This window comes from Prevotella histicola (assembly GCF_055385135.1).
This window is the reverse complement of record NZ_AP043793.1, coordinates 346,383-371,618: the sequence shown is the minus strand read 5'-3', so window position 1 is coordinate 371,618 and position 25,236 is coordinate 346,383. Positions and strand designations below refer to the sequence as shown.

The following is a 25,236-nucleotide window of genomic DNA, read 5'->3' as shown; positions in this document are numbered from 1 at the left end:
GAATGGCAGGTTTTGTTTTTATAAAGCAACATGACGCTATGCAATGTGGAGCAGCATGCATAGTAATATTATGCCATTTATATGGCAAAAAATATTCTCTACAACAAATATCAAAGAGCTTAGAAAGTTCAAAAGGTGGAGTTTCTATGTATGATATTAGTGAACTAGCAAAAAAATAGGATTAAAATGTAATGGGAAAATAGTATCTCTTGATATACTAAAGACTTATGAAAAACATCTTACAATTCCGAATACAAAAAGACTTGATAATTAAAAGAAAACCTATTATTTCCGCTTTCATAACTCACGCTGTACCAATAGGTTACAAAACCGAAAATAAAAGGTGCCCTTTTGCGTTCCAAAAGAGCACCTTTTACACCTCAAAAGGGCATCTTTTACAATGTAAAAGAGCGTCTTTTAATTTACTAAAGAGCACCTGCTATTTTCTATTTATGAATCTTTATTACAACATTTCCAATGTCCCTTTTCTTTTCATAACAAACGAGTATTGTACCTTCTGCATAGTTATAAGAACACCATAAAAACGACTGCTTTTCAATTTTCCTGTCACTCCCTTCACCCTTCCTCACATCACAACGTATTGATAACAAGATGTTTATGAGAAATGTTAAAAGTGACAGCAACTAAAAGAAAAATAAAATAGGGCTTATGAGCAACAATGATTATTATGCTGACGAGAATTTAAGAATTATAATAATCTCAGAAATATAGAAACGTTATTGCTTCTACATTTGTGATATAGCCGGTGTATCTTAAAGCTTTATTCGTAATGCATTGATTTAGCTGGATGAATATGACTGATAAGATAACTTGGTGCTATAAGAATAACTAAACATACCAGCATTGTTACCATGTTTAGTGCGATAATAAGTGGAATGTTGATTTCTACAGGAACTGTGTTGACATAATAAGTTTGAGGATCAAGTTTTACAAGTCCTGTCCAAGATTGAAATAATATGCAGCCAAGTCCTATAATATTACCCCATAAGAGTCCTTTACCAATAATAAAGGTTGCAAACCAAAGGAAGATGTGTCGTATCTGTCTGTTACGTGATCCTAAAGCCTTCAAAATACCAATCGTCTGTGTCCGTTCAAGGATAATGATAAGAAGGCCTGAAATCATAGTTACACCAGCTACGGAGATCATAAGTGCAAGGATTATCCAAACATTCATGTCCATCAAATCTAACCATGAGAATATTTGTGGGTTTTGTTCTATGATGTTTTCTGATGAATAAGTACCTCCATAGTGGTCAACAGTATTCTTTACCTTATTAAGAACACGCATAGATATAGGAGTAAGTTGGGAGAATTTGTCGACTTGTAGTTCGGCGCCACTATACTGGTCAGGCTCCCAACCATTTAGTTTGTTCGTAGTATATATATCAGTGAAGCATATCTGCGAATCAAACTGTTTCATATTTGTTGCATAGATACCTGTGATAGTGAACTTACGTGTACGTACCCCTTGCTTATTTATGAAATATGCGAAGATACGTTGCCCAACCTTCAGATTTAGCTTATCAGCAATAGTCTTTGATATAACTATTTTTTGTTGGCTCTCATTATCATGAAAGTGTGGGAGTGATCCCTCCACCATGTTCTCATGGATAAATGTAGAGTCGAAATCAGGGCCAACTCCTTTTAGCAATACTCCAAGGAAGTCATTATCTGTCTTCAGTATACCTTGCGTATAATCATAGCGCTGTACATGCTTGATTCCAGGCGTTATCTGTAGAGCCTTGACCAAAGAGTCCGTAATTTGGATAGGGTATTGCTCTGAACTTTGGAGCGTAAGGAAATTCGCTACTGTTATATCACTACCAAATCCTACTACTTTATTGCGAATTGTATGTTTAAATCCTAAGACAACACCAACTGAGATAATCATAACCGCAAGTCCAATAGCCACACCTATAGTGGCAATGCGGATAGCAGGCTTAGACACTTTACGTGTTCTATCACCTCCGTTATAAATCTTTCGGGCAATAAAAAGTGGATAATTCATTTACTATTCTTCTTCTACACGACCTGGATATTCCTCTAAAGCCTTTTCCAGTATAACGAGAGCACGCTCTAAGTCTTTTCTTTTCAAAACGTAAGCAATACGTACCTGATTGATTCCTGCTCCTGGTGTCGTATAGAAACCGCTTGCTGGAGCCATCATAACGGTCTCACCTTTGTAATTGAATTCCTCCAAACACCAACGACAGAACTTCTCGGAATCATCAACAGGGAGTTTAGCTACAGTATAGAAAGCTCCCATAGGAATAGGAGAGTATACTCCAGGAATACGGTTTAGCCCATCTATCAAGCATTTACGACGCTCTACATATTCATCATATACATCACGGTAATATGATTCCGGTGCATCTAAACTAGCCTCTGCAACAATTTGTCCAATAAGAGGAGGAGACAAACGAGCCTGACAGAATTTCATAACAGCCTTACGAATCTCTTCATTCTTGGTTATTAAAGCACCAATACGAATACCACACTCACTATAACGCTTTGAGACAGAATCTATTAATACCGTATTGTTTTCAATTCCATGTAAGTGCATCGCTGATATGTAAGGAGACCCCGTATATATGTATTCACGATAGACTTCATCTGAGAAGAGATACAAATCATACTTCTTTACCAAGTCTCGGATCTGATTCATCTCACGTCTTGTGTAGAGATATCCTGTTGGATTGTTTGGGTTACAAATCATAATGGCACGTGTACGTTCATTTATGAGCTCCTCAAACTTCTCAACTTTAGGCAAAGCAAACCCTTCTTCTATGGAAGTAGCTATTGTTCTAATCTTGGCTCCTGCAGAAATAGCGAAGGCCATGTAATTGGCATAGGCAGGCTCAGGGACTATTATCTCGTCACCAGGATTTAAACATGCCATGAAAGAATAGAGTACGGCCTCAGAGCCACCAGCCGTGATAATGATATCATCCGGAGTGACATTGATATTAAACTTCTTATAAAAAGTACAGAGTTTCTCGCGATAAGATAGATAACCCTGTGAAGGAGAATATTCTAAAATATTACGATCAATGTTTTTCAGAGCATCTAAACCACATTGTGGCGTTGGTAAATCGGGCTGACCAATATTTAAATGGTAAACTTTAACGCCACTTTTTTTAGCTGCAGCGGCAAGAGGAGCCAACTTCCTGATTGGTGACTCCGGCATCTCAAGTCCACGAACTGATATTTCCGGCATAATCGTTTAATTATTTCTTCCTGTGGTAGAGGAGGGTATTCGTCCTGTTTCTTACTGTGTTGCAAAGATAGACATTTTTTTTATTTTATCTGCACTTTTATGAGATTAACGCAGATTTTTTACTACTTTTGCACAACTATAAAACAGTCCGATAGATTTCTTTTCTCTTTATTTGTTGATAGAATAGTCGGGCTTAAATATTTAAAATTATTATGAGAAGTAGGACAAGTACCTGGTTTGAAACAAGAGTAAGATATGACAAGACCATGGAAGATGGTCAGATGAAGAAGGTCATTGAACAGTATGTTGTTGATGCTTTCAGCTTTTCAGAAGCTGAGAAGTTTATTACTGAGGAGATGTCACATTATGTAAGTGGAGAGTTTGATGTCAAGGCGATTGCTCCTGCTACCTATGGTGAGATTTTTTTTAGTGATATTGATACCGATGATAAGTGGTTTAAGGCAAAACTTTCTTTTATTACTATAGATGAAAAAACAGAAAAAGAAAAGCGTTCATCAGTTACTTATCTTGTGCAGGCACATTCTGTCAATGGAGCTGTAAAGCATGTTGATGAAGTGATGGGCTCTACAATGATTGATTATGAGATTGCTGCTATTACAGAAACGCGCATTATGGATGTCTTTGAACATCATACTGGAAAGAAAGAAACAGTAGAATCAAAGCCAGAGTACGAGCAGTAATTATATAAAAAGAACTTACAACTATGTATGATGTTGCAAAGAATTTACACGAAGTATTGAGGGATCTTCCTGATGGAGTGAAGTTAGTTGCTATCAGTAAGTTTCATCCTAATGAATATATTGAAGTAGCTTATAATGAAGGACAACGTATCTTTGGTGAAAGCCAAGAACAAGAATTGTCACGTAAAGTAGATACGCTACCAAAAGATATTGAGTGGCATTTCATAGGTCATCTTCAGACAAATAAAGTGAAATATATAGCTCCTTATATCTCAATGATAGAAGCTGTTGATTCATTGAAACTATTGAAAGAAATCAATAAACAGGCTGCTAAACATAATCGTGTAATTAATGTTCTTTTAGAACTTCATATTGCAGAAGAAGAAAGTAAGTATGGTTTCTCTCCTGATGCTTGCAGGCAACTGTTGGAAGAAGGTGAATGGAAGAATCTCAGAAATGTACATATTGTTGGGCTTATGATGATGGCATCCAATGTAGATGACCAGGAGCAGATAAGAAGAGAGATGACTATTGCAGCTGATTTGTTTGATGAATTGAAAGCAAAATACTTTGCTGATGATGCTGATTTTAAAGAACGTTCCTGGGGGATGAGTCATGATTATAAGATAGCTGTAGAGTGCCGTTCAACAATGGTTCGTGTGGGAACCACAATTTTTGGTCCACGTATTTATTAGCAACAACTTTGTAATATAGGTGTAAAATAAAGGTGCAGTATCCTCAATTTGGATATATTGCACCTTTATTTGTTTATGGTAATATCACCTAATGTTTGAAACTAGAGAGGCTTCTTTTGTAAAATAGATTCCTAATCGATTATCTATTATATTCAAAAGAGGCACCTTTTACCATGTAAAAGATGCCTTTTTGTAGTGTTACTTCACAAACTTCTTTCGGTCCTGAATGTATATTCCACGAGGGAGAATATCCTTATCTGTCCCTACGAATCTACCGTCAAGAGTATAGATTCTGTTGTCTGAGACATTGGTTTCTTTGATTGCAGCAGATTGAATACCTGTAGTTATTCTGTTTCTAAAGTCGAAACTAACATATCTGTTGTTTATATCTACTCCATCAGTCTCAGTAATATTAAATATAGATCTCTCAAGTGTGGATTCATTGAACATCTTGAATCCTTTGATAGAATCTATGCCATTGTAAGGATAAAGGTCATTGTTATGCTGCAATAGGTAATTATTCATAGTTCCTGCATGTGCTGCAGCTATTATTTCACCATCTGCAGGTATTACAATAACACGAGGCTTTCCTTTAACGTTATTAGGTCCATCATGTAAGTTTACCTTATCTGATGCGTATGATATACGATATGTTAATAAACCTTTAGGATAAGTAATATTCTTATTCCCCCAGCCTTGGTACCAGCCGCCTTTTTGTATACTTTGCAAGATTACATATTCATTTGCGGCTGAAGGATTCAAAATTTTATAAGCCTTGCCGCCATTATCTATTGTTTTTAAGTTTGAAATGTGGCAGTCGGTCGTTAATGTGTCAATACTCATCCAACCCATAGTCTCACGCTCCCATGCAAGGTAAGGAGAAGGGATTCTGCCACCCCAGACATCCGTTCCACCATCCATAAGATCCCAATACTCCATGCCTTGGTTGTTTTGGTTCACAGCCTCATTATTCTCTCCTTCATATCTGTCATAAGCATATATATCGGGGAGTCCAAGTGTATGAGAGAACTCATGACAAAAGAGACCTATACCATTAATTGTTTCTCTCTCTTTCTTCTTATTCTCTCTTCCTGCAAGTTCATTGCTTACGCCATAACGACGAACACTTTTACCATCAAAAGTCTTAGATAATATTGTCGTTCCTGATTTAGGCCAAATATCAGTAGAGGCATTCCCTCTATAGTTGGCTGAGTGACCTGCATAAATGACATAAACGAGGTCAACCATTCCATCTCCATTTGAATCGTATTGCGAGAAGTCTACTTCATTATCGACAGCATTACAAGCATCTGTCAGCAGATCTTTTATATTATCACCTCCTGCTCCATAATAAGTCTGGGGCTTTGGTAACTTTATAGGACCAACAACATCAAATGCCGGGGTGAACTGTCCATAACTACAATCCTTAAAGTATCCACGTACACCTTTATAGTTCATGTTCTGGCCATAGGCCGTCTCAGTAAAATGCCCTTCATTCATCAAGTAATTGGTGAACACTTGCTTGGTATTCTGAATTGTAAAGAGCGTGTCAGCAAACTCTGCAAGTATGACGAGTGCCTTTGGGCTTCCAGTATGGGGGAAATAAGCTACACCATCTGAACTAGCACCTATTGATATTCGTGTCATAGGACTTTCTTTATATGCATTTTCAGATTGTGCAGCAACGCTTCTTACATAAGAATAAAATCTTTCCTTATCTTGCTTTTGTATTAAGCTTCGCTCCGTTTGCGAGCGGAAGGCTGGTTCATGTGCAAGTTGCTTTGTTGCTGTTAGATGTCCATTGTTCGCTACACGTCCAACATAATAGTTATTGTCAGAGCCTTGAACGAGCAATGTACCATCAAGTGCAATGTACCAGTTAATGTGTTCATCACCTTGGAGGATAACAGTAATAGTTGTCCCATCAGCTTGTTTCACTAGTACTGGTATCGATTGTGCTTTTGCCGCCCAAGTTGTGATTGTAGTACATGCTATGAAACAAATAAGTAGAATTATTCTTTTCATCTTTTTTATCTTGTGGTTATTTTAATATACTTTCAAATTAATGCAGTTTGTTTCTGTTATAGAAGTACTGACCTTTCTTCTGTGTGCGCTTACCATATTCTATTGCATGATGTGGGCAATGATGGTAACAGGCAAAGCAAGTGAGGCATTTGCCATTGTGTATCCATTCAGGTTCAAAGCCTAATCCTCCTTTAATATCATTGACAGGACAGACATTCGCACATATTCCGCATTTTACGCACCGGTTGCTTTCTACGTGGAAAGGTTTATCTTTGATAAGGATATGCTCAAAGAAGCCACCCACTGGCCCGGAGAAGAATGAAGGTATAGGACCTCTTTTGATTTTTCTCCATCCCCAAGGTTTCTCATTAGTACCCATCTTCTTTTGCTGAATAACTTCTATAAACTCCTTTAGTTCCACTTGTGCTGTCCTTTTCTTCTCTTGCTCTTTCTCCTTAGTATCAACATCCATACTTGGTAGTCCTACGTATGATTCAGGCATAATAAGTGAAAAGACCGCTTCAAGTGATAAGAATTGTCCTGCTGAAGATTCCATGAGTAAATGTTGGAAATGTTCAATAGTCTTTGCAACAGTATCACCTGCTGTCACTAAGCAGAAGCAATAATGCTTACATGAGGCTTTTTGTAGATTTAAATCATCTTTCAAAAATGTCAATTTTTCTATGAATTCTCTTACTATAAGTGGTACTCTCCAGCCATGTACAGGGAATACAAAGCCCACATGCTCATCCTTTCCCAACGTGAAGGAGCAGTCAGTATTGATTACTTCTGGGATGGAAATCAGTTTGTCACTGGTATATAATGCCAGTGTATTTGCAGCCCATTGGCTATTGCCCGTACCAGAAAAGTAGAAAATCATGTGACAAAGGTACTTATTCTTTGTAATTCTAGCAAGATTCAGACCTTATTCTCTTTATTAATTATTAAATTCTCAGTTGTTTTTATTACATTTGCACGGCTATATATACATGAAAGCATTTTGCTATGAAGAGGAAAATAGACTTAAGGATGTATCCGTTTGTTAAGTTGGTTATACCACTTGGCTTGGGTATTGTGGTTGGCGATACTATATGGGATATATTTCCCCGTGTTTATTGGTGGATACTTCTTTGTGGATCAATCTTTATGACTTTTGTTGTTTCACACTGGAAGTACTTTCAAAGTTTTATGATGCTTCTGACCATTTTCTTCTTAGGTGCAATACTTACAATCGAGAAAGAGCATGCTATGTTGATTAAACTTCCCAAGGGACAAGTTGAATATGAAGCTATAATTCAGACAGAACCTGTTGTACATGGGAAGATTATACAGGTTGATTTGTTAGTTTTATCAGCCGCATCCCCCTTGAAGGTGAAGGCAGATATTCTCCGTGATACTATCACAAATCGATATAAGAAGCTGCATGTTGGAGATGGTATTAACGCTAAATCATTTATAGAAAAGCCTAGGAACTTTACTGGAGATTCATTTGATTATGCCCGTTGGTTACGGTTTCATGGTTTTTCTGCAGAGACATTTATCTATTATGATCAATGGGAGAAGGCGCGTGTAGATGTTCGATCTCTTGGTGTCTTTCAACGTGTAAGCTTATTGATGCTTGTTTATCGGCAACGGATTGTTTCGAAGTTTGAGAAAGAACTTGCTGGTAATAATCTTGCAGTAGTCTCGGCTATGGTGCTTGGGGATAGAAGTCAATTGAGTAAGAACTTGAAAGATGATTACTCAATTTCAGGTGCAAGCCATGTTCTTGCTTTGTCAGGTTTACATCTTGCAGTAGTATATGGATTATTGCTTCTTTTATTAAAAGGACTTAGCAATCTTTTACCTGTATTACGGAGAAAGGGATTGAGGGAGTTTATTATTCTATTTACAGTATGGGGATATGTCACATTAGTCGGTTTCTCTCCCTCTGTTGTACGGTCAGCAGTAATGTTAACCATTTATAGCTTTGTTTCTCTTCTTAATCGTGACCGGTTATCAGTAAATACATTAGCATTAACAGCTTTTATAATGCTTTTAATAAATCCCTTCAGTCTTTTTGATGTAGGTTTCCAATTATCATTTATGGCGGTTTGGGCAATTATGGTCTTCTATTCTCCAATATATCATGCACTGTCAGATAAGTTACTTGGGAAGTCTATAATAATGAGATATCTATGGGCTATGTTAGTTGTATCTTTTTCTGCACAAATAGGCACAGCTCCTCTTATTATGTACTACTTTGGAAGGTTCTCGACAGTGTCACTTTTAACAGGCTTCGTTGCTATTCCTATAACGACTGTAATTCTTTATTTGGCCTTTTTTATGTTATTGCTGAGCTCATTTTCTTCAATCGATTCCTTTATGGGCTATTTGCTTAATATGTTAGTAGACTGGCTTAATACGTTCCTTCATTGTTTTTCTCTTTTACCTTGGGCTAGTATAGAGCATATCCATCTTCCTCTTCTTTATGTCTTAGCCTATTATTGCCTCTTAATGATTCTGAGTCTTCCTTGGAGTTTTTATATGGCTGATGCAGAGTTAGAGTAATTTTTACTATCTTTGCAACCAATTATGCAACGGTATTTTATAACTCTTTCGTATGATGGTACGGCTTATCATGGCTGGCAGATACAACCAAATGGTATTTCTATACAGGAAGTATTGGAGCAGGCTTTGTCCACTCTTATGCGAAAAAAAATAGCAATAACGGGTGCAGGACGTACAGATGCGGGTGTACATAGTCGTATGATGGTAGCACATTTTGATACGGAAAGTCTGCTCGATTGTGAACAACTTACCTATAAGATAAATCGTTTATTGCCTCGTGATGTATCAGTTAGCCAGATAGAGACAGTGGATAGCGAACTCCATGCACGTTTTTCTGCGACTTCGCGGACTTATCATTATTATATTCATACTTCTAAGCAGCCTTTCTTACGTCAGTATTCATGCGAGATCAGATATCCATTAGATTTTGATAAGATGAATGAAGCTGCCGCCTATCTTATAGGAAAAAAAGACTTTAAGTGCTTTTGTAAGACTGGGGCGGACGTAAAGACAACCATATGCGATCTGACAGAAGCACGTTGGATACCTTGTAAGCAAGAGTTATCCTTAAGTAAATCCGGAAATAGTTGGTGCTTTGTTATTAGTGCTAATCGGTTTTTACGGAATATGGTTCGTGCCGTTGTCGGTACGTTAGTAGAGGTAGGACGTCATCGTATGTCTATAGAAGAGTTTAAGAAGATTGTGGATGGTGGAACACGAAGTGATGCTGGTGAGAGTATGCCAGGCAATGCTTTGTTCCTTTGGGATATAAAGTATTAAACTTATGTGGATTCTTTTAGCCTTTATTTCAGCTACATTGTTAGGCTTGTATGATACATCAAAGAAGTATTCTCTTCGTGGGAATGATGTCATTCCCGTGTTATTCCTCAATACTCTTTTTTGTTCATTGATCTTTCTTCCTCTTATTCTCTTGTCACAATATACAAACTTATTGGATGGAAGTTTGCTTCATGTGGGTTTCGGAGGCTGGGAAATGCATCGTTGGATAGTCTTGAAGAGTTTGATAGTGCTTCTTTCTTGGGTGTTTGGTTACTTTGCTATTGCTCATTTGCCTCTAACAATAGTAGGTCCCATCAACGCCACACGCCCTGTAATGACTTTGGTCGGGGCAATGGTAGTCTTTGGCGAACGTCTGAATGGTTGGCAGTGGGCTGGTGTTGGGCTTGCAATCTTATCAGTCTTTCTCTTGGCAGGGAGTGGTAAGAAGGAGGGAATAGACTTCAAGCATAATCGCTGGATATTCTTTCTTGTATTAGCTGCATTGATGGGTACGTGTAGTGGATTATTGGATAAGTTCCTGATGGCGAGCCCAGAGGATGGGGGAGTTGGACTTGATCGTATGATGACACAAAGTTGGTATAATATTTATCAATGCCTGATGATGGGAGTTGTTTTCTTTATCTATGTAGTAGGTAGAAAGAGGAAGAAGACAACCTTATCATTCTCTTGGAAGTGGTCAATCCTTTTGATCTCAGTTTTTTTGTCTATGGCAGACTTTGCTTACTTCTATGCTTTATCTATCCCTGGTGCGATGATATCCATTGTATCAATGGTTCGTAGAGGTTCAGTACTTGTATCATTCCTTTGTGGAGCATTACTTTTCAAAGAGCATAATCTTAAGGCAAAGGCACTTGATTTATGTTTTGTTCTTTTAGGTATGATATTCCTTTGGATAGGCTCTCATTAAGGAAAAGTAGGAGACGTATATAAATCTTGTTTATAAAGATAAGAAGGAAAAGCCTTTGCTGATTGACAATAAATTGCTATATTTGCAACAATATTGATAGAAGCTTTTTCTTATAAGAAGATATATTACTATGCAAAATGTTTTTCATGGACTAGGTATAGCATTGATAACACCTTTCAAGGATGATGGGAGTGTTGACTATGATGCACTGGTGAATTTGGTTAAGTATCAGTTGGATAATGGGGCAGACTTCTTCTGTATTCTTGCAACGACAGGTGAGGCTCCTTGCTTGACGCGTGAAGAGAAAGATGAGCTGACACGGGTCATAAAGAAAGTCGTCAATGGGCGTGTACCAATCTTGAAATATTGCGGGGGGAACAATACTGCAGCTGTTGTTGATGAGATAAAGACGACAGATTGGAGTGGGATTGATGGTATTCTCAGTATTTGTCCTTATTATAACAAGCCAAGTCAGGAGGGACTGTATCAGCATTTCAAAGCCATTGCACAAGCAAGTCCATTGCCCGTTGTGATGTATAATGTGCCTGGACGTGTTGGAGTAAACATGACGGCAGAGACTACAGTCCGCATAGCATCAGAATTTGAAAATATCGTTGCAATCAAAGAAGCATCAGGCAATCTTGAGCAGGTTGATGAGATTATAAAGAACAAGCCAAAGCACTTTGAAGTCATTAGTGGTGATGATGCTTTGACTTTCCCAATGATTGCCAGTGGAGCAGTCGGTGTCATATCGGTTATTGGTAACGCATTACCCAAGGAGTTTTCTCGAATGATTCGACTTGAATTTAATGGGGAATATGAGCCTGCCCGTAAGATCCACCATCAGTTTACAGAGCTATATAAGCTCCTTTTCGTAGATGGTAATCCTGCCGGCTGTAAAGCTTTGCTAAATGATATGGGAATGATAGATAATGTTCTCCGTCTTCCTTTGGTCCCAACACGTATTGAGACGAAGCAGAAGATGAATGAGATACTGAAAGGGATGAGGATTTAATAGTATTCATTAACTGACAGATAAAACGAAATAAGAGACAGGCTTAATAGTCTGTCTCTTATTTTTGTTTAATGGATAAAAGACCTAATATTATAATATGTGGTCTATACCTCTATAAGGAGTTGTTTAGGACTTCTTAAAGAAGTAGGGGAGGAGTTCTTAAAGAAGTCGTCAAGGAGTTCTTAAAGAAATCCTCTTGTAGTTTTTTAAAAGATGTCAATTATACCCGGAATAAGATTGAACGTATTACCTTAAACAGCGTGTCAGATAGATATATAATAATTAGTTTACTTGAGGGTCTCTAACTCTGATGCCATCTCAAGCTGTAGCTCCTTTGCCTTCTGGCCCGCTATTTCTGCAAAGTCTTCATCCTTGCTAGCATAAATGATACCGCGAGATGAATTGACGAGTAAGCCACAATCCTTTGTCATCCCATATTTACATACCTCTTGCAGGCTTCCACCTTGTGCACCTACGCCTGGTACAAGAAGGAAGTGATTGGGGGCTATTCGGCGAATATCTTCAAACATCTTACCTTGTGTCGCTCCAACTACATACATGAGATTCTCTGTAGTTCCCCATTCTTGTGACTTCTTTAATACCTTCTCAAAGAGTCGTTCGCCTTGTTTATCTTCTGTTAATTGGAAGTCGTGACTACCTTTATTGCTCGTAAGTGCGAGAAGGATAACCCACTTACCATCGTATTCAAGGAAAGGCTTCACACTGTCTTCACCCATGTAAGGAGCTACTGTGACAGAATCAAGGTTATACTCCTCAAAGAAGGTCTGGGCATACATCTTTGAGGTATTGCCAATGTCACCACGCTTTGCATCGGCAATGATAAAGTGATTAGGATGATTCTCTTTTAAATACTTGATAGTCTTTTCGAATGCAATCATACCTTTGAGTCCGTAGCACTCATAGAAAGCTAGGTTAGGCTTATAGGCGACGCAGTAGGGTGCTGTTGCGTCAATGATAGCTTTATTGAAAGCAAAGATTGGATCCTCTTCCTTCTTCAAGTGTTCAGGAATCTTATTGATATCCGTGTCTAGTCCGACACATAAGAAACTCTTCTTTGTAAAGATCTCGTTGATTAGTTGTTGTCTGTTCATATTAGGTATAAATGTTTTATATGACATGGGGACATACGTTGTCGTATATCCCCATAATTTAATCTTATAACTCTGTTTCCTTTAATTTTTCTGCATTCTCTGCTACAGTCAGTGCATCTATCATCTCTTGAATGTCACCATTCATGAAGCCCTGTAAGTCGTGAGTTGTAAAACCTATACGATGATCGGTAACACGTCCTTGTGGAAAGTTATAGGTTCGAATCTTAGCACTACGGTCGCCTGTTGACACGAGAGTCTTGCGCCGAGAAGCAATATCATCAATATACTTTTGATGTTCGTGGTCATAAATATAAGTATAAAGACGACTCAAAGCACGTTCTTTATTCTTTGGCTGGTCGCGTGTCTCAGTACATTCAATAAGAATTTCTTCAACCTCACCAGTGTTAGGATTCTTCCATGGATAACGCAAACGTACACCAGATTCAACCTTATTGACATTCTGTCCACCTGCACCACTAGAACGGAAGGTGTCCCACTTGATGTCGCCTTCATTGATGTTAACCTCAAACTTATCAGCTTCAGGTAACACCGCTACTGTGGCTGCTGATGTGTGCATACGTCCTTGTGTCTCTGTTGCTGGCACACGTTGTACACGGTGCACACCTGATTCATACTTCAGAGTCCCGTAAACGTTCTCACCTTCTACAGCGAAATCTATCTCTTTAAAGCCGCCTACAGCACCTTCTGAGACTGATGTTATAGATAGTTTCCAACCTTTTTTATCGCAATAACGCTTGTACATATTGAAGAGATCACCTGCAAAAAGCGCAGCTTCATCACCGCCTGCACCACCACGAATCTCCATTTGAACATTCTTCGCATCCTCAGGGTCCTTTGGTACGAGTAAGATCTTAATCTCTTCTTCAAGCTTTGGTTGTAGCTCTTCGTTCTCAGCAAGTTCTTCACGTGCCATCTCCTTCATCTCTGCATCACTCTCATTGGCAATAATATCCTTTGCTTCCTTGATAGTTGTGAGGCAATTGATATAACGTCGACGAGCATCCATGATGTCACCAAGATCTTTATACTCCTTTGTCAGCTTAACGTAGCGTGACTGGTCTGCTATAACACTTGGGTCTGTAATAAGTGTTGATACCTCTTCATAACGAGCTTCAAGCCCATCAAGTTTCTGTAGTATATTGTTGTTATCGATCATAATCTATATAGGGGAATTTAATGTTGCTAAGGGGCATTAAGGATGTTAAGCCTAATGTTCATTTGTATCCCTTTTCTCTAAAAGATTAAAATAGTAAGACTAAAAGTAAGTATAAGAAACTTATCCTATTGCCCTCTCTAATACCTTTTATTTCTTTAACTCCTAATATTAGTATTCAAATGTGCCAAACTCACTCTTAATAATCAAGCTACGGTTTCCTTCTTCAATGTGTCCAACAACCTGTGCATCAATGTTAAACTCCTTACTGATGGCTATAACTTGTTCTGCAACTTCTGGACGAACATAAATTTCCATGCGATGCCCCATATTAAATACCTGATACATCTCCTTCCAATCAGTACCGCTACAGTCTTTAATAGCACGGAAGAGTGGGGGAACTGGGAACATGTTATCCTTGATTACACAACAGTTATCACCGACAAAGTGTAGGACTTTAGTCTGGGCACCACCTGTACAATGCACCATGCCATGTACTTCTGCGCGTAATTCATCAAGTAATCGCTTAATAACAGGAGCGTATGTGCGAGTAGGAGAGAGTACAAGCTCACCAGCATTGACAAGGCTTCCCTCAACAGAATCAGTCAGTTTGTACTTACCACTATAAACTAAATCCTCTGGCACTGCATGGTCGTAACTCTCTGGATAATTCTCTGCTAGGTATTTGGCAAAGACATCATGACGTGCGGAAGTTAATCCATTGCTGCCCATACCACCATTATATCGTGTTTCATAGGTTGCTTGTCCAGTTGATGAAAGACCAACAATGACATCACCAGGACGAATATTCGCATTATCGATAACATCCTTACGACGCATACGACAAGTGACAGTAGAATCTACGACGATTGTACGAACAAGGTCACCTACATCAGCAGTTTCTCCACCAGTGGGATATATTCCTATCCCCATATCACGCATATCAGCAAGTAACTCATCGGTTCCGTTAATGATAGCCGAAATAACCTCACCTGGTACGAGCATCTTATTACGGCCAATAGTTGAACTAACAAGGATATTATCGACTGCACCCACACAGAGTAGATCATCTGTATTCATGACAATTGCATCCTGTGCAATACCGCGCCATACACTTAGATCTCCAGTTTCTTTCCAGTACATGTAAGCTAGAGAAGACTTTGTTCCAGCTCCATCAGCATGCATAATATTACAATACTCTGGGTCACCTCCAAGAATATCTGGGATGATTTTGCAGAAAGCCTGCGGATAAAGACCCTTATCAATGTTCTTGATGGCGTTGTGCACATCTTCCTTTGCAGCACTGACGCCGCGCAACATATATCGATTATTCATATTCTTTGTGGGGTTTATTGGATTATCAAATGATTTAAAGTAAGTTATTACTTTTACTCCTTATGTGGAATCTGAAGTTCCGTTATCCAACCACAGGAGATGGACAGAAGAATGTAAAATTATCGCAATTTAAAGGTGAAAGGCAAAGAATAATATACATTCATCTTTTTTCCATTCAATTCTGCTGGCTCCCATTTAGGCATTAAGCGAATGACACGTGCAGCCTCTTTGGCAAAGGCCTTGGCACATTCTTTCTTCAAACTTTCTTGTTTACTTAATGGGAGTTTGTTGAATTCGGTTCTATTATAATTAGTTATTTTACAATCTACCGCCGATATGTCTTTGATACTACCATCGCTAGAAACACAGAACTTCATGAGACTTCTACCTTCTACACCAAAAGCTTGTGCCTTTTCAGGATAATGTAAGTTCAAAGATAAGAAAGCTCTTAATGCTCCATCACCTCCAGGGTACAATGGCATCTTGTCTGGTAAGGAAAAGTTTTTTGTTTCATATTTTATAGGTTTCTCTTCCTGAGCCAAACTATTCATTGTTATGGTTCCTAAAAATAAGAACATAAAGAATAATCTTTTCATTATTATTATTTTTATTTCGCTTACAAAGGTAGTGAATATTTGTTGATTACGTATTGTATTAGAAGAGTTTTTTGATACTTAACAAAAGGCTATCAGACGGTCTCAGTATTGTTCTGATATAATAATTCATCTTTTATAGTTATTGTGGTAAGTTATTATAAATCAGACTATGTTTAGTTGGATTGGAGCTGATAATCAACACATGTTGTGCTAATGCCTGACACGAGTAGTGATGATGGGCAGCACAAGTGGTGATGTTGGTAAACACATTATCAATATAGTTTTCTTGACACAAAGACTAAATCTCTGTCACCTTGCTTTTACCTTAGTGTAACCTGTAAAAGCAGTAGATACCAAGAGCTGGTTGGTTAAGAGGGAGCTCTAACTTATTAAAGAAACGTTTGCTTTTATATTTTTTATTTTGTATATTTGCAGCTATAATCATTTACAATAAGACTATGGCACAAACGGATAATCATCTTGTTATAATGGCAGGAGGCGTGGGTAGTAGGTTTTGGCCAATGAGTACAGCTGATCGCCCCAAACAGTTTATTGATGTACTTGGAGTTGGTAAGACTTTGATTCAACTTACCAATGAGCGTTTTTCTGGCGTTATTCCTCCATGCAATGTATGGGTAGTAACGAATGAGAAATATGTTAGTGTTGTACAAGAACAGTTGCCAGATATCCCTGTTGACCATATTCTCAGTGAGCCTTGTAGGCGTAATACTGCCCCTTGTATTGCTTACGTCAGTTGGCGTATTAAAAAAGAGAATCCCAAGGCTAATATCGTTGTCTCACCGAGTGACCATATTGTGACGAATCCAGAAGAATTCCGTCGTGTTGTAACAAACTGCCTAAAGTTTACAGCAGAGACGGATGCTATTGTTACTCTTGGTATGAAGCCGACACGTCCAGAAACAGGATATGGCTACATACAGGCTGATTTGTCTACAGCCTCTGCCCGAAACAAAGAAATCTTCCGTGTAGATCAGTTTCGTGAAAAGCCTGATTTGGCTACAGCTATTCAATATACGAAACAAAGTAATTTCTTTTGGAATGCTGGAATCTTTATCTGGAGTGCATCTACAATAGTCAATGCTTTTCGTATTTATCAGCCTGGAGTGGCACGTATTTTCGAGAATATCATGGATATACTTGGTACAGCTGATGAACAACGTGTGATAGATGAGGTCTATCCAGAATGTGATAATATATCAGTAGATTATGCTATCATGGAAAAAGCTGAGGAAATATTTGTTTGTCCAGCTGACTTTGGTTGGAGTGACTTAGGTACATGGGGATCCCTACTAGCACAAACACCACATGATCTTTATGGTAATGCCGTTATAGGAGAAAATATTCAACTGTTTGATAGTAAGAATTGTATTATTCATACTACAGAGGAACGTAAAGTTGTTGTCCAAGGGTTGGATGGTTATATTGTAGCAGAGAAGGATGATACTTTACTTATATGTAAGCTTTCTGAAGAGCAACGTATAAAGCAGTTCTCGGGAGAGTAGTATTGTTTTAAATAAAAAGAGGTTAAGAAAGAGGTAGTAATATTGATATTTGGAGAATCTCTTTCTTAACCTCTTTATTTTTTTGTACACAGTCAACACAATGTATAGAAGATTATTCTTTCTTTTGATCATATTTCATTCGTTATCCATCTTTGGGCAGACTCTTATACGTATGAATTCACAGCACAGTTTTCAAAAAGATGTACCGAAGGGAAATTATAGCGGATTAACCTGGCTAGGAGGTGAACGATACGCTATAGTGTCTGATAAAGCTCCTCAAAGTGGATTCTTTATATTCAGAATCCAGATTGACTCCATCAATGGTGATATTATTAATATTAGAACAGAAGGCTTTCGATCTTCGGGAGTTAAGAATCATGATGAGGAAGATATAGCTTTCTTCCCGAAAGATAGTACAGTTTTTATTTCCCGTGAGAGTGATAATAAAATCATGGAATATAGTTTGGTAGGACAGCTTACGGGGAGAGAATTATTAATTCCTCCTGTTTTTAATGATGCTACAACACAATACGGTTTTGAAGCACTGACATATAATAAAATGACACATCGTTTTTGGTCGACCTCTGAGAGTACATTAAAGGGAGATGGTAAGCAGGCTGATTCGAAGAATAGCGTAAGGAATAAGTTGAGGATACAAAGTTTTAATGACTCTTTACAGCCAATGGAACAGTATATTTATCTGATGGATACACCTAAAAGCCATGCGTCAGCTTCAGTTTTTGCTATGGGAGTTCCTGCGATTGTGGCATTAGATAACGCAAAACTGCTTATTTTGGAACGTGAGTTTGCTGTAAAACCAGGAAAGATTGGATCCTATGTTATTAATAAAATCTATGCAGTAGACCCTTCTACAGAAGAACCAATTCATATGGATTTGCCTTTACCATCTACACCTCCTTACATGAAGAAACACCTTATTGTAGAATGGAAAACCTCTTTATCATTATTCAGGCAAGATCTAGCCAATTACGAAGGGATGTGTCTTGGCCCCAAACTTGTAGACGGTAATCAAGTAATTATTCTCTGTGCTGATAGCCAGGACCAATATAAAGGTATACTCCAAGATTGGTTTAAGACTATAGTCATCTCTCCTAAATAAAATAAAAGGTAGATGTATTTAAGTAGATTTGAGACAAACAATACCTACAAACCTCTAAACTTAGATACTTCTACCTATAGTAGTTGTTTTCTACTTCATTCTTTTATGTAGTTTACGCAATGCTTTATCACGAATCTGGCGAACTCGCTCTCGCTTAAGCCCCATATGATAAGCAATTTCTGCCATTGTGTAAGGGGAGCCTGTAAGCCCATATATAAGTGTGATTACCTGCTTTTCACGCTCATCAAGAACATCCATCCCAATCATAATCTCTGCATTGAGAATCTCTGTATTGAGATGTTCATCTGCATGTGGTGCATTCTCGTTCTCTAAAACATGCTTCAAGGTAAAGTTATTATTACTACCTACGGGGACTGGTTGATCAATAGATATAGCTCGAGAGCGTATCTGTTCAACTTTATTTTTCTCTGTTTTAGGGAGCTTATATAGTGCAGATTGTTCCTTAATAGCTTCTTCCATTGCAGCACGAATGTAAGGAGCTGCGAAGATAACGAAGCGAATCCCTTTGGTTCCATCAAACTTTTGGGCCGCATGCATCATTCCTATATTTCCTTCACTTATGAGATCATCCTCTTCTACGCCACGATTTCTATACTGATGTGCTAATGATATGACAAACTTAAGGTTGCTTTTTGTCAATTTTTCTAATGCTTTTGCATCTCCAATCTTTATTTTTGCAGCTAAAGTACGCTCTTCTTCGTCAGATAGAGGTTGTTCTTTAATGATTTCTTTAAAATATTTCTCATTTAAAGTCATGATATAAAATCTTTAGAAGTTATTTGTATATTGGGCATTATACAGTGTAATTTTCTTACTTGCTATTACCTTTCTTCTTGATGTACCACCTTATTCCAAAGTAAGTTCCTGCTAATATTACTAACAAGATAAGCCCGATCTTAATATATTCTCCATACTCCATGATTTTATCATGAAGCTGGTCTTCAGGAACAAAAGTATGTAAGTAATGTCCCATGAGAGCAAGGATACTGTGCCATGCCCCTGCACCTATAGTCGTGTAAAGTAAGAATTTCCAGTAATTCATCTTTGCTAATCCTGCAGGTATAGAAATAAGATGGCGTATACCAGAAAGTAATCGACCTGTAATGGTAGCTACTAAGCCATGATCATCAAAGTATTTTTCGCTTTTCTCAACTTTTTCCTGGTTTAAGAGGCACATGTGTCCCCATTTGCTATTAGCAAATTTATAAATAATAGGCCGCCCAAGATACCACCCTGCAAGGTAATTTATTGTAGCACCACAGTCAGCTCCTAGAGTTGCAAAGAGAATAACAAGCCACATATTAAGGTTTCCTCCTGCAGCATGATAGGCGGCTGGTGCAACCACAAGCTCTGAAGGGACTGGTATAACAGTACTTTCTAAGAGCATTAATAGGAAGATTGTACCATAATTAAGTTGTGAGAGAAGAGCTGTTATAAAGTTCATATTGAATATTATTCTTTAATTATAGGTAATTATTGATATTAAATCCTGATGGAAGAAATGTAATTTTTAGGATCAGTTCCTTGTGGATAGAGGTCTGATAAGACCTCCAAACATTCCTCAGGATTTCGTTCTATAGCAATTAAAAGATACTTTTTAAATTCTTTCTTCTTTTTAAGTTCATAACAACAGCGAGCTAAATAAGCATATCCTATATCCCAGTCCGCACTTGTATCAGATAGTAAATTGCTAAAGATCCGGTAGGCGTATTCCACATATCCATTATCAAATGCAGAAATTCCTATATGAATAAGTGTGAGAGGCTTATCTTTTGACTCAGCTAAAGCTTTCTTATAGTGCTCCTGAGCTTCTAATGCTTTCCCTTTCATTAGATAGATATGTCCAATAGTAACATCAATTATGCTAACATCTGCATAATGACATAGTTTCTTATAACGTTCATAATACTTAAGCGCTTCATCGTAATTACCAAGTGTAAAAAGCCCGTTTGCCTTGTTTAAGACTGCTTCCTCATCATTTGGATTGATAGCTATTGAGTACTCACTGGATATAATGGAATCTTGGATGTCATTACGGAGGAATTGACTTTGTGCCAGCTGATTCCAATATGGACCAAAGTATGGATCTGCATCAAGTAATTCATTGAGGATAGTTTCACTCTCAACATAATTACCATGACTTTTCAAAATCTGTGCTTTTAGCTCCTTATAGTCTTTATCTTCAGTCTTAGTAGATTGATTTAACCATTTCTCAGCATATATGATTTCCTCATAATCGGAGAATAATGCTGCAACATCAAGGATAAATTCTTCCTGGGCTTCAGAATCGATTATTTCATCATAACAAGCTTGAAGATATTTATCAGCATCATCTGGTCTACTAGAAGCGATCATAATCTCCGCTTTTAGATATAAGAAATCTACGTCATTCTTATCTATAATTGACTCTGCAATTTCATCTGCCTTTTGAGGATTATTATCTACAAGTAAAGCCATTCTAGCCTTAAAAGCCAATGGAGATACTGCAGACGGATACATTCTTGTCGCATAGTCAGCCACTTCTAAAGCTTTTTCCTCCTCCCCCAGCATGTGGAAATACTCAGCAACATCAGTGAGATCCTCTGCACAAGGAATCTCGCTGATGTTGTTTTCTTGCAGTTCTTCGTATTTGCGAAGTAGCTGCTTGAACTTCTCACTATGATAATATATATCCAATATAATCCGTATTTACGCCTTAATTTTTTTTGCCCAAGTATCCTTTAGGCCTACAGTCTTGTTGAAGACAAGATGATCTGCAGTCGTATCAGGGTCAAGTATGAAATATCCGGTACGCTGGAATTGTAGATAATCACCAGGTTGTTTCTCTGAAAGGAATTTTTCTACATAACAGTTCTTGTGTACTTTCATACTCTCAGGATTCAGTAATTCACGGAAGTCGCGTTCGTCTGCTGATGGATTTTCTACATTAAACAATCTATCATATTCACGAACTTCTGCCTTTATACTGTGATTAACACTAACCCAATGTAGTGTCCCTTTTACTTTACGGTCTGATCCTGGCATACCACTCTTGCTATCAGGATCATATTCTGCCTGTATCTCTATGATATTACCTTCATCATCCTTAGTACATCCGGTGCAGTTAACAATATATGCATTTTTTAATCTAACTTCTTTTCCTGGAGTCATTCGGAAGAATTTCTTAGGTGCATCCTCCATAAAATCAGCCCGTTCAATCCATAAATACTTTGAGAAAGTGATAGTATGTGAGCCATCAGCTTCGTTTTCAGGATTGTTAATAGCTTCCATCTCTTCAGTCTTATCTTCTGGATAGTTTGTGATGACAAGTTTAACAGGATCGAGAACAGCACTAACACGGGTTGCTTTTTTATTAAGATCTTCACGTACAGCAGCCTCCAATAGAGCAACATCATTAAGTGCATCAAATTTTGTATAACCGATAGAATCAATAAAGTTGCGGATAGATTCAGGAGAATAACCACGGCGACGCATACCACAAAGAGTTGGCATACGTGGATCGTCCCATCCATTTACAAGGTGTTCGTCTACAAGTGTGTGCAGCTTACGTTTAGACATTACGGTATAAGTGAGATTCAAACGATTGAATTCAATCTGTCGTGGGCGATTGTCACTTAGGTTGTCTGATGTACCATCAGATTCTTTAAGGAAGTCTATGAATTTATCATATAAAGGACGATGAGGTACAAATTCAAGTGTACAAATAGAATGTGTTACTCCTTCAAAGTAATCACTTTGTCCATGTGCAAAGTCGTACATTGGGTAGCAGTGCCACTTTGTTCCCGTGCGATGATGAGGAATCTGGATGATTCGATACATGATTGGATCACGGAAGTGCATGTTTGGATTTGACATGTCAAGCTTTGCACGCAGGACCATACTTCCTTCTACAGTCTCGGCTGTGTTCATATTCTCGAATAGTGTGAGGTTTTCTTCTATAGGGCGATCACGATAAGGTGAAGGAATACCAGCTGTTGTAGGTGTACCTTTTTGTTTTGCAATTTCTTCCGATGTCTGTTCATCAACATATGCTAACCCTTTCTTGATCATCCATATTGCGAATTCCCACAATTTTTCGAAATAGTCACTAGCATAGTAGATGTTACCCCATTTGAATCCCAACCAACTAATATCATGTAGGATATTCTCAACATACTCTGTATTCTCCTTACTAGGATTCGTGTCATCAAAGCGTAGATTACATACGCCGTTATAATGTTCAGCGACACCAAAGTCCATGCAGATAGCTTTTGCATGACCAATATGAAGATAACCGTTAGGTTCTGGCGGGAAACGTGTTTGGATTCTTCCTCCATTTTTACCTTCCGCAAGGTCTTCTTCTACCAGTTGTTCTACGAAGCTCAAGCTGCGCTTTTCCTCATTGGTGTTATTCTCTATTGACGTCATATTATTTTGTTTGTTATTATGCTGCAAAGATACTTATTTTTTCTTGTTTATAGCAATCTTTAGAACATTATTACGTAACTCCTGACATGAATAACCTAGAATAGACTTTGTCGGTGACAGTTAATAAGTAGAAATTTATATGGCTTATAATAATTGTCAGGCTATGAAATATATAAGAGCCTTCTGAAGTAATATCCTGAGATTAAATTATATTAGAGTCGATAGTTCTATAAGTAAAAGCCAACTATACTTGTCCCATTTCAGCATAATTATTCATGCAGATTAGAATGAAGCAAGACAGTTTAAATCCTCTCTAATTCCTTTTTCATCCTTTATAATCTGCAAACTTTAGACTGAGAAAATAGTTGGGAGTACTCAATTTACATTGTTACCAAGTATAAATTTGGAGATGATAAGTTAGGAATGATGTCATGTTTTTTCACAATTGGTTTTTAGATGATGCTTTTTTGAATAGTAAAAGGGCATATATTGCACAGTAAAAGATGCCCTTTTACATGGTAAAAGGTGCCCTTTTGCATCATAAAAGAGCATCTTTTGCCATGCTGTTTGTAATCACTTGATAATCTTTATTTTACAGAGTCATTTTCAATACGTTTATATGTGCTATTGGATAGTTGCTCGTTCTTTATTTGTAAATTATTACTCGTAAGTTTTACCTACCATTCTTTGGACTGTAGCAAAGAATTATTTTGTCTAATATAGTACCTGCTATAATGGCCTTAAGCTGTTGCAAGTAATATTGATGAATCTTAAAACTATTTTGTTGAAGTTGTTAGATAGAAATGAACTTTTGCTCGTTCTTCATTCCTTTCGAGTATAATGAATTCGTAAGCTACTCACTAAATTAATGCGCTATAATGTATATCGTATGTGTGAAAATCCTCAGGTTTGGGAGTTTATGAGACGTTTTTGAGAATTATTTACCATGTTTCGGTTTTTACATGATATATATCAATTTATCGGTGTTATTATTTATTCTATAGCTTTATTGGTAAATGAACAATTTGATATTGGACGAAAAAACAAAAAAAATGTTTTGTTGTGAAAAAAAAGTTTGATGAAAGCTTGCAAGGCAGAAATAAATATTTTATCTTTGCAATCGTTATCCTGAATACAATCTTTTTACCTTAAAGGACTAATACCTATTGAGATTGAATGCCTGTCGCTGTGAAGCGTCGGGCATTTCTTTTGTTTTTCAAGCAATATTTTATTAACTTTGCAAACGTTATGTTCAGAGCCTATGAGGCTAATATACAGACGACGTGCAGATTATGTTTAGTATTATCAAACAATATGATTAAAAAGATACTTCGTATTTTTCGATGGGTTGTTGCATTGACCTTTATTTCAACAATATTGGCTGTTGTTGTTTATCGCTTTATCCCAGTTTATTTTACACCATTGATGATCTCTCGTTGTTTTGAACAAATAGGGAAGGGAGAACATATAAAACTGTACCACAAGTGGATACCTTTGGATGAAATGCCAAAGTCAATGCCTGTAGCTGTTATGGCAAGTGAGGATCAGCGCTTCCTCATTCATCACGGATTTGACTATCAAGCAATAGAACAAGCAGCAGAAGATCATTTAAAAAGAGGGAAAAAACTTCGTGGCGGTTCTACAATCTCCCAGCAAACTGCAAAAAATGTATTTCTATGGCAGGGACGTTCATGGGTAAGAAAGGGACTTGAAACTTACTTTACCTTTCTTATAGAGCTGATGTGGAGTAAACAACGAATCATGGAGGTATATCTGAATTCTATTGAGATGGGGGATGGTATATATGGTGTTCAAGCCTGTGCGGAACAGAATTTTGGAATGGATGCACAACAACTTAGTCGTCGAGACTGTGCACTCATAGCAGCAACATTACCTAATCCACGCCGATTTTCCTCAAAAAATCCTGGCCCTTATATGAGGAAACGCATTGGTCAGATTGAACATCAAATGACGTTTATACCAGCTTTCCCTGAAGAACATTAATAGGACTTCCCT

The 25,236-nt window shown here is 37.6% G+C and carries 22 protein-coding genes; 10 read left to right on the top strand and 12 right to left on the bottom strand.

The window, feature by feature from the left end:
• The first annotated feature begins 2 nt into the window (after positions 1-2).
• A complete protein-coding gene (locus ACZ48L_RS01565) occupies positions 3-179 on the top strand; it encodes a cysteine peptidase family C39 domain-containing protein (RefSeq protein ID WP_081767838.1) in 177 nt (58 codons plus the stop codon).
• A gap of 602 nt (positions 180-781) precedes the next feature.
• Here the strand turns inward: ACZ48L_RS01565 and ACZ48L_RS01560 are convergent.
• Both ACZ48L_RS01560 and ACZ48L_RS01555 read right to left on the bottom strand, forming a co-directional pair.
• Positions 782-2,029: an ABC transporter permease gene (locus ACZ48L_RS01560; RefSeq protein ID WP_025790445.1), complete on the bottom strand. Its 1,248-nt coding sequence runs from the start codon at positions 2,027-2,029 to the stop codon at positions 782-784.
• Positions 2,030-2,032: 3 nt separating this feature from the next.
• Positions 2,033-3,238 (bottom strand): pyridoxal phosphate-dependent aminotransferase, encoded by a 1,206-nt coding sequence (locus ACZ48L_RS01555; RefSeq protein WP_008822479.1) that lies wholly within the window; start codon positions 3,236-3,238, stop codon positions 2,033-2,035.
• Between the two features lie 212 nt (positions 3,239-3,450).
• Here ACZ48L_RS01555 and ACZ48L_RS01550 point away from each other — a divergent pair, with 212 nt between their 5' ends.
• Both ACZ48L_RS01550 and ACZ48L_RS01545 read left to right on the top strand, forming a co-directional pair.
• Positions 3,451-3,939, top strand: a complete 489-nt coding sequence (locus ACZ48L_RS01550; RefSeq protein WP_025790447.1) for a DUF4494 domain-containing protein — start codon at positions 3,451-3,453, stop codon at positions 3,937-3,939.
• 23 nt (positions 3,940-3,962) lie between these two features.
• A complete protein-coding gene (locus ACZ48L_RS01545; protein ID WP_008822477.1) occupies positions 3,963-4,634 on the top strand; it encodes a YggS family pyridoxal phosphate-dependent enzyme in 672 nt (223 codons plus the stop codon).
• Between the two features lie 198 nt (positions 4,635-4,832).
• Here ACZ48L_RS01545 and ACZ48L_RS01540 read toward each other — a convergent pair whose 3' ends face one another.
• Positions 4,833-6,659 (bottom strand): M6 family metalloprotease domain-containing protein, encoded by a 1,827-nt coding sequence (locus ACZ48L_RS01540; RefSeq protein WP_025790448.1) that lies wholly within the window; start codon positions 6,657-6,659, stop codon positions 4,833-4,835.
• A 37-nt stretch (positions 6,660-6,696) separates the two neighbouring features.
• Entirely contained in the window at positions 6,697-7,539 is an 843-nt protein-coding gene (locus ACZ48L_RS01535) for an EFR1 family ferrodoxin (RefSeq protein ID WP_008822475.1), read from the bottom strand.
• 125 nt (positions 7,540-7,664) lie between these two features.
• On the opposite strand from ACZ48L_RS01535, the gene ACZ48L_RS01530 reads away from it, so the two are divergent.
• The 4 genes from ACZ48L_RS01530 (at position 7,665) to dapA (ending at position 11,932) form a co-directional block, all read left to right on the top strand.
• Entirely contained in the window at positions 7,665-9,209 is a 1,545-nt protein-coding gene (locus tag ACZ48L_RS01530) for a ComEC/Rec2 family competence protein (protein WP_025790450.1), read from the top strand.
• Between the two features lie 24 nt (positions 9,210-9,233).
• Complete coding sequence (gene truA, locus ACZ48L_RS01525; RefSeq protein ID WP_008822473.1) at positions 9,234-9,989, top strand: tRNA pseudouridine(38-40) synthase TruA; 756 nt, start codon at positions 9,234-9,236, stop codon at positions 9,987-9,989.
• 4 nt (positions 9,990-9,993) lie between these two features.
• Positions 9,994-10,917 (top strand): EamA family transporter, encoded by a 924-nt coding sequence (locus tag ACZ48L_RS01520; RefSeq protein ID WP_025790451.1) that lies wholly within the window; start codon positions 9,994-9,996, stop codon positions 10,915-10,917.
• A gap of 130 nt (positions 10,918-11,047) precedes the next feature.
• A complete protein-coding gene (gene dapA / locus ACZ48L_RS01515) occupies positions 11,048-11,932 on the top strand; it encodes a 4-hydroxy-tetrahydrodipicolinate synthase (RefSeq protein WP_025790452.1) in 885 nt (294 codons plus the stop codon).
• Between the two features lie 287 nt (positions 11,933-12,219).
• On the opposite strand, the gene pyrF is transcribed toward dapA, so the two are convergent.
• From pyrF to ACZ48L_RS01495, 4 genes are all read right to left on the bottom strand, one after another.
• The gene (pyrF, locus tag ACZ48L_RS01510; protein WP_025790454.1) at positions 12,220-13,044 is read right to left on the bottom strand and encodes an orotidine-5'-phosphate decarboxylase; all 825 of its coding nucleotides are present in this window, start codon (positions 13,042-13,044) and stop codon (positions 12,220-12,222) included.
• A 64-nt stretch (positions 13,045-13,108) separates the two neighbouring features.
• Positions 13,109-14,221 carry a peptide chain release factor 1 gene (gene prfA, locus ACZ48L_RS01505; RefSeq protein ID WP_008822469.1) on the bottom strand — a complete coding sequence of 371 codons (1,113 nt, stop codon included), beginning with the start codon at positions 14,219-14,221 and terminating at the stop codon, positions 13,109-13,111.
• 168 nt (positions 14,222-14,389) lie between these two features.
• Positions 14,390-15,553 (bottom strand): AIR synthase-related protein, encoded by a 1,164-nt coding sequence (locus tag ACZ48L_RS01500; protein ID WP_025790456.1) that lies wholly within the window; start codon positions 15,551-15,553, stop codon positions 14,390-14,392.
• A gap of 119 nt (positions 15,554-15,672) precedes the next feature.
• On the bottom strand, positions 15,673-16,149 hold the full coding sequence (locus tag ACZ48L_RS01495; protein WP_008822467.1) for an energy transducer TonB: 477 nt from the start codon (positions 16,147-16,149) through the stop codon (positions 15,673-15,675).
• 458 nt (positions 16,150-16,607) lie between these two features.
• Here ACZ48L_RS01495 and ACZ48L_RS01490 point away from each other — a divergent pair, with 458 nt between their 5' ends.
• Both ACZ48L_RS01490 and ACZ48L_RS01485 read left to right on the top strand, forming a co-directional pair.
• Positions 16,608-17,672: a mannose-1-phosphate guanylyltransferase gene (locus ACZ48L_RS01490; RefSeq protein ID WP_025790458.1), complete on the top strand. Its 1,065-nt coding sequence runs from the start codon at positions 16,608-16,610 to the stop codon at positions 17,670-17,672.
• Between the two features lie 172 nt (positions 17,673-17,844).
• Positions 17,845-18,792, top strand: a complete 948-nt coding sequence (locus ACZ48L_RS01485) for an esterase-like activity of phytase family protein (protein ID WP_025790459.1) — start codon at positions 17,845-17,847, stop codon at positions 18,790-18,792.
• Between the two features lie 90 nt (positions 18,793-18,882).
• Here the strand turns inward: ACZ48L_RS01485 and ACZ48L_RS01480 are convergent, their stop codons facing one another.
• Genes ACZ48L_RS01480 through ACZ48L_RS01465 form a run of 4 tightly spaced genes read right to left on the bottom strand, consistent with a single transcriptional unit; the run spans position 18,883 to position 23,220 of the window.
• On the bottom strand, positions 18,883-19,569 hold the full coding sequence (locus ACZ48L_RS01480) for a sigma-70 family RNA polymerase sigma factor (protein WP_025790461.1): 687 nt from the start codon (positions 19,567-19,569) through the stop codon (positions 18,883-18,885).
• 55 nt (positions 19,570-19,624) lie between these two features.
• On the bottom strand, positions 19,625-20,257 hold the full coding sequence (locus ACZ48L_RS01475; protein ID WP_025790463.1) for a DedA family protein: 633 nt from the start codon (positions 20,255-20,257) through the stop codon (positions 19,625-19,627).
• A gap of 38 nt (positions 20,258-20,295) precedes the next feature.
• Complete coding sequence (locus ACZ48L_RS01470) at positions 20,296-21,489, bottom strand: tetratricopeptide repeat protein (protein ID WP_025790464.1); 1,194 nt, start codon at positions 21,487-21,489, stop codon at positions 20,296-20,298.
• Between the two features lie 12 nt (positions 21,490-21,501).
• The gene (locus ACZ48L_RS01465) at positions 21,502-23,220 is read right to left on the bottom strand and encodes a glutamine--tRNA ligase/YqeY domain fusion protein (protein ID WP_025790465.1); all 1,719 of its coding nucleotides are present in this window, start codon (positions 23,218-23,220) and stop codon (positions 21,502-21,504) included.
• 1,314 nt (positions 23,221-24,534) lie between these two features.
• Between ACZ48L_RS01465 and mtgA the strand changes: the two genes are divergently transcribed.
• Positions 24,535-25,224 carry a monofunctional biosynthetic peptidoglycan transglycosylase gene (gene mtgA, locus ACZ48L_RS01460; protein WP_025790467.1) on the top strand — a complete coding sequence of 230 codons (690 nt, stop codon included), beginning with the start codon at positions 24,535-24,537 and terminating at the stop codon, positions 25,222-25,224.
• Positions 25,225-25,236 lie beyond the last annotated feature (12 nt).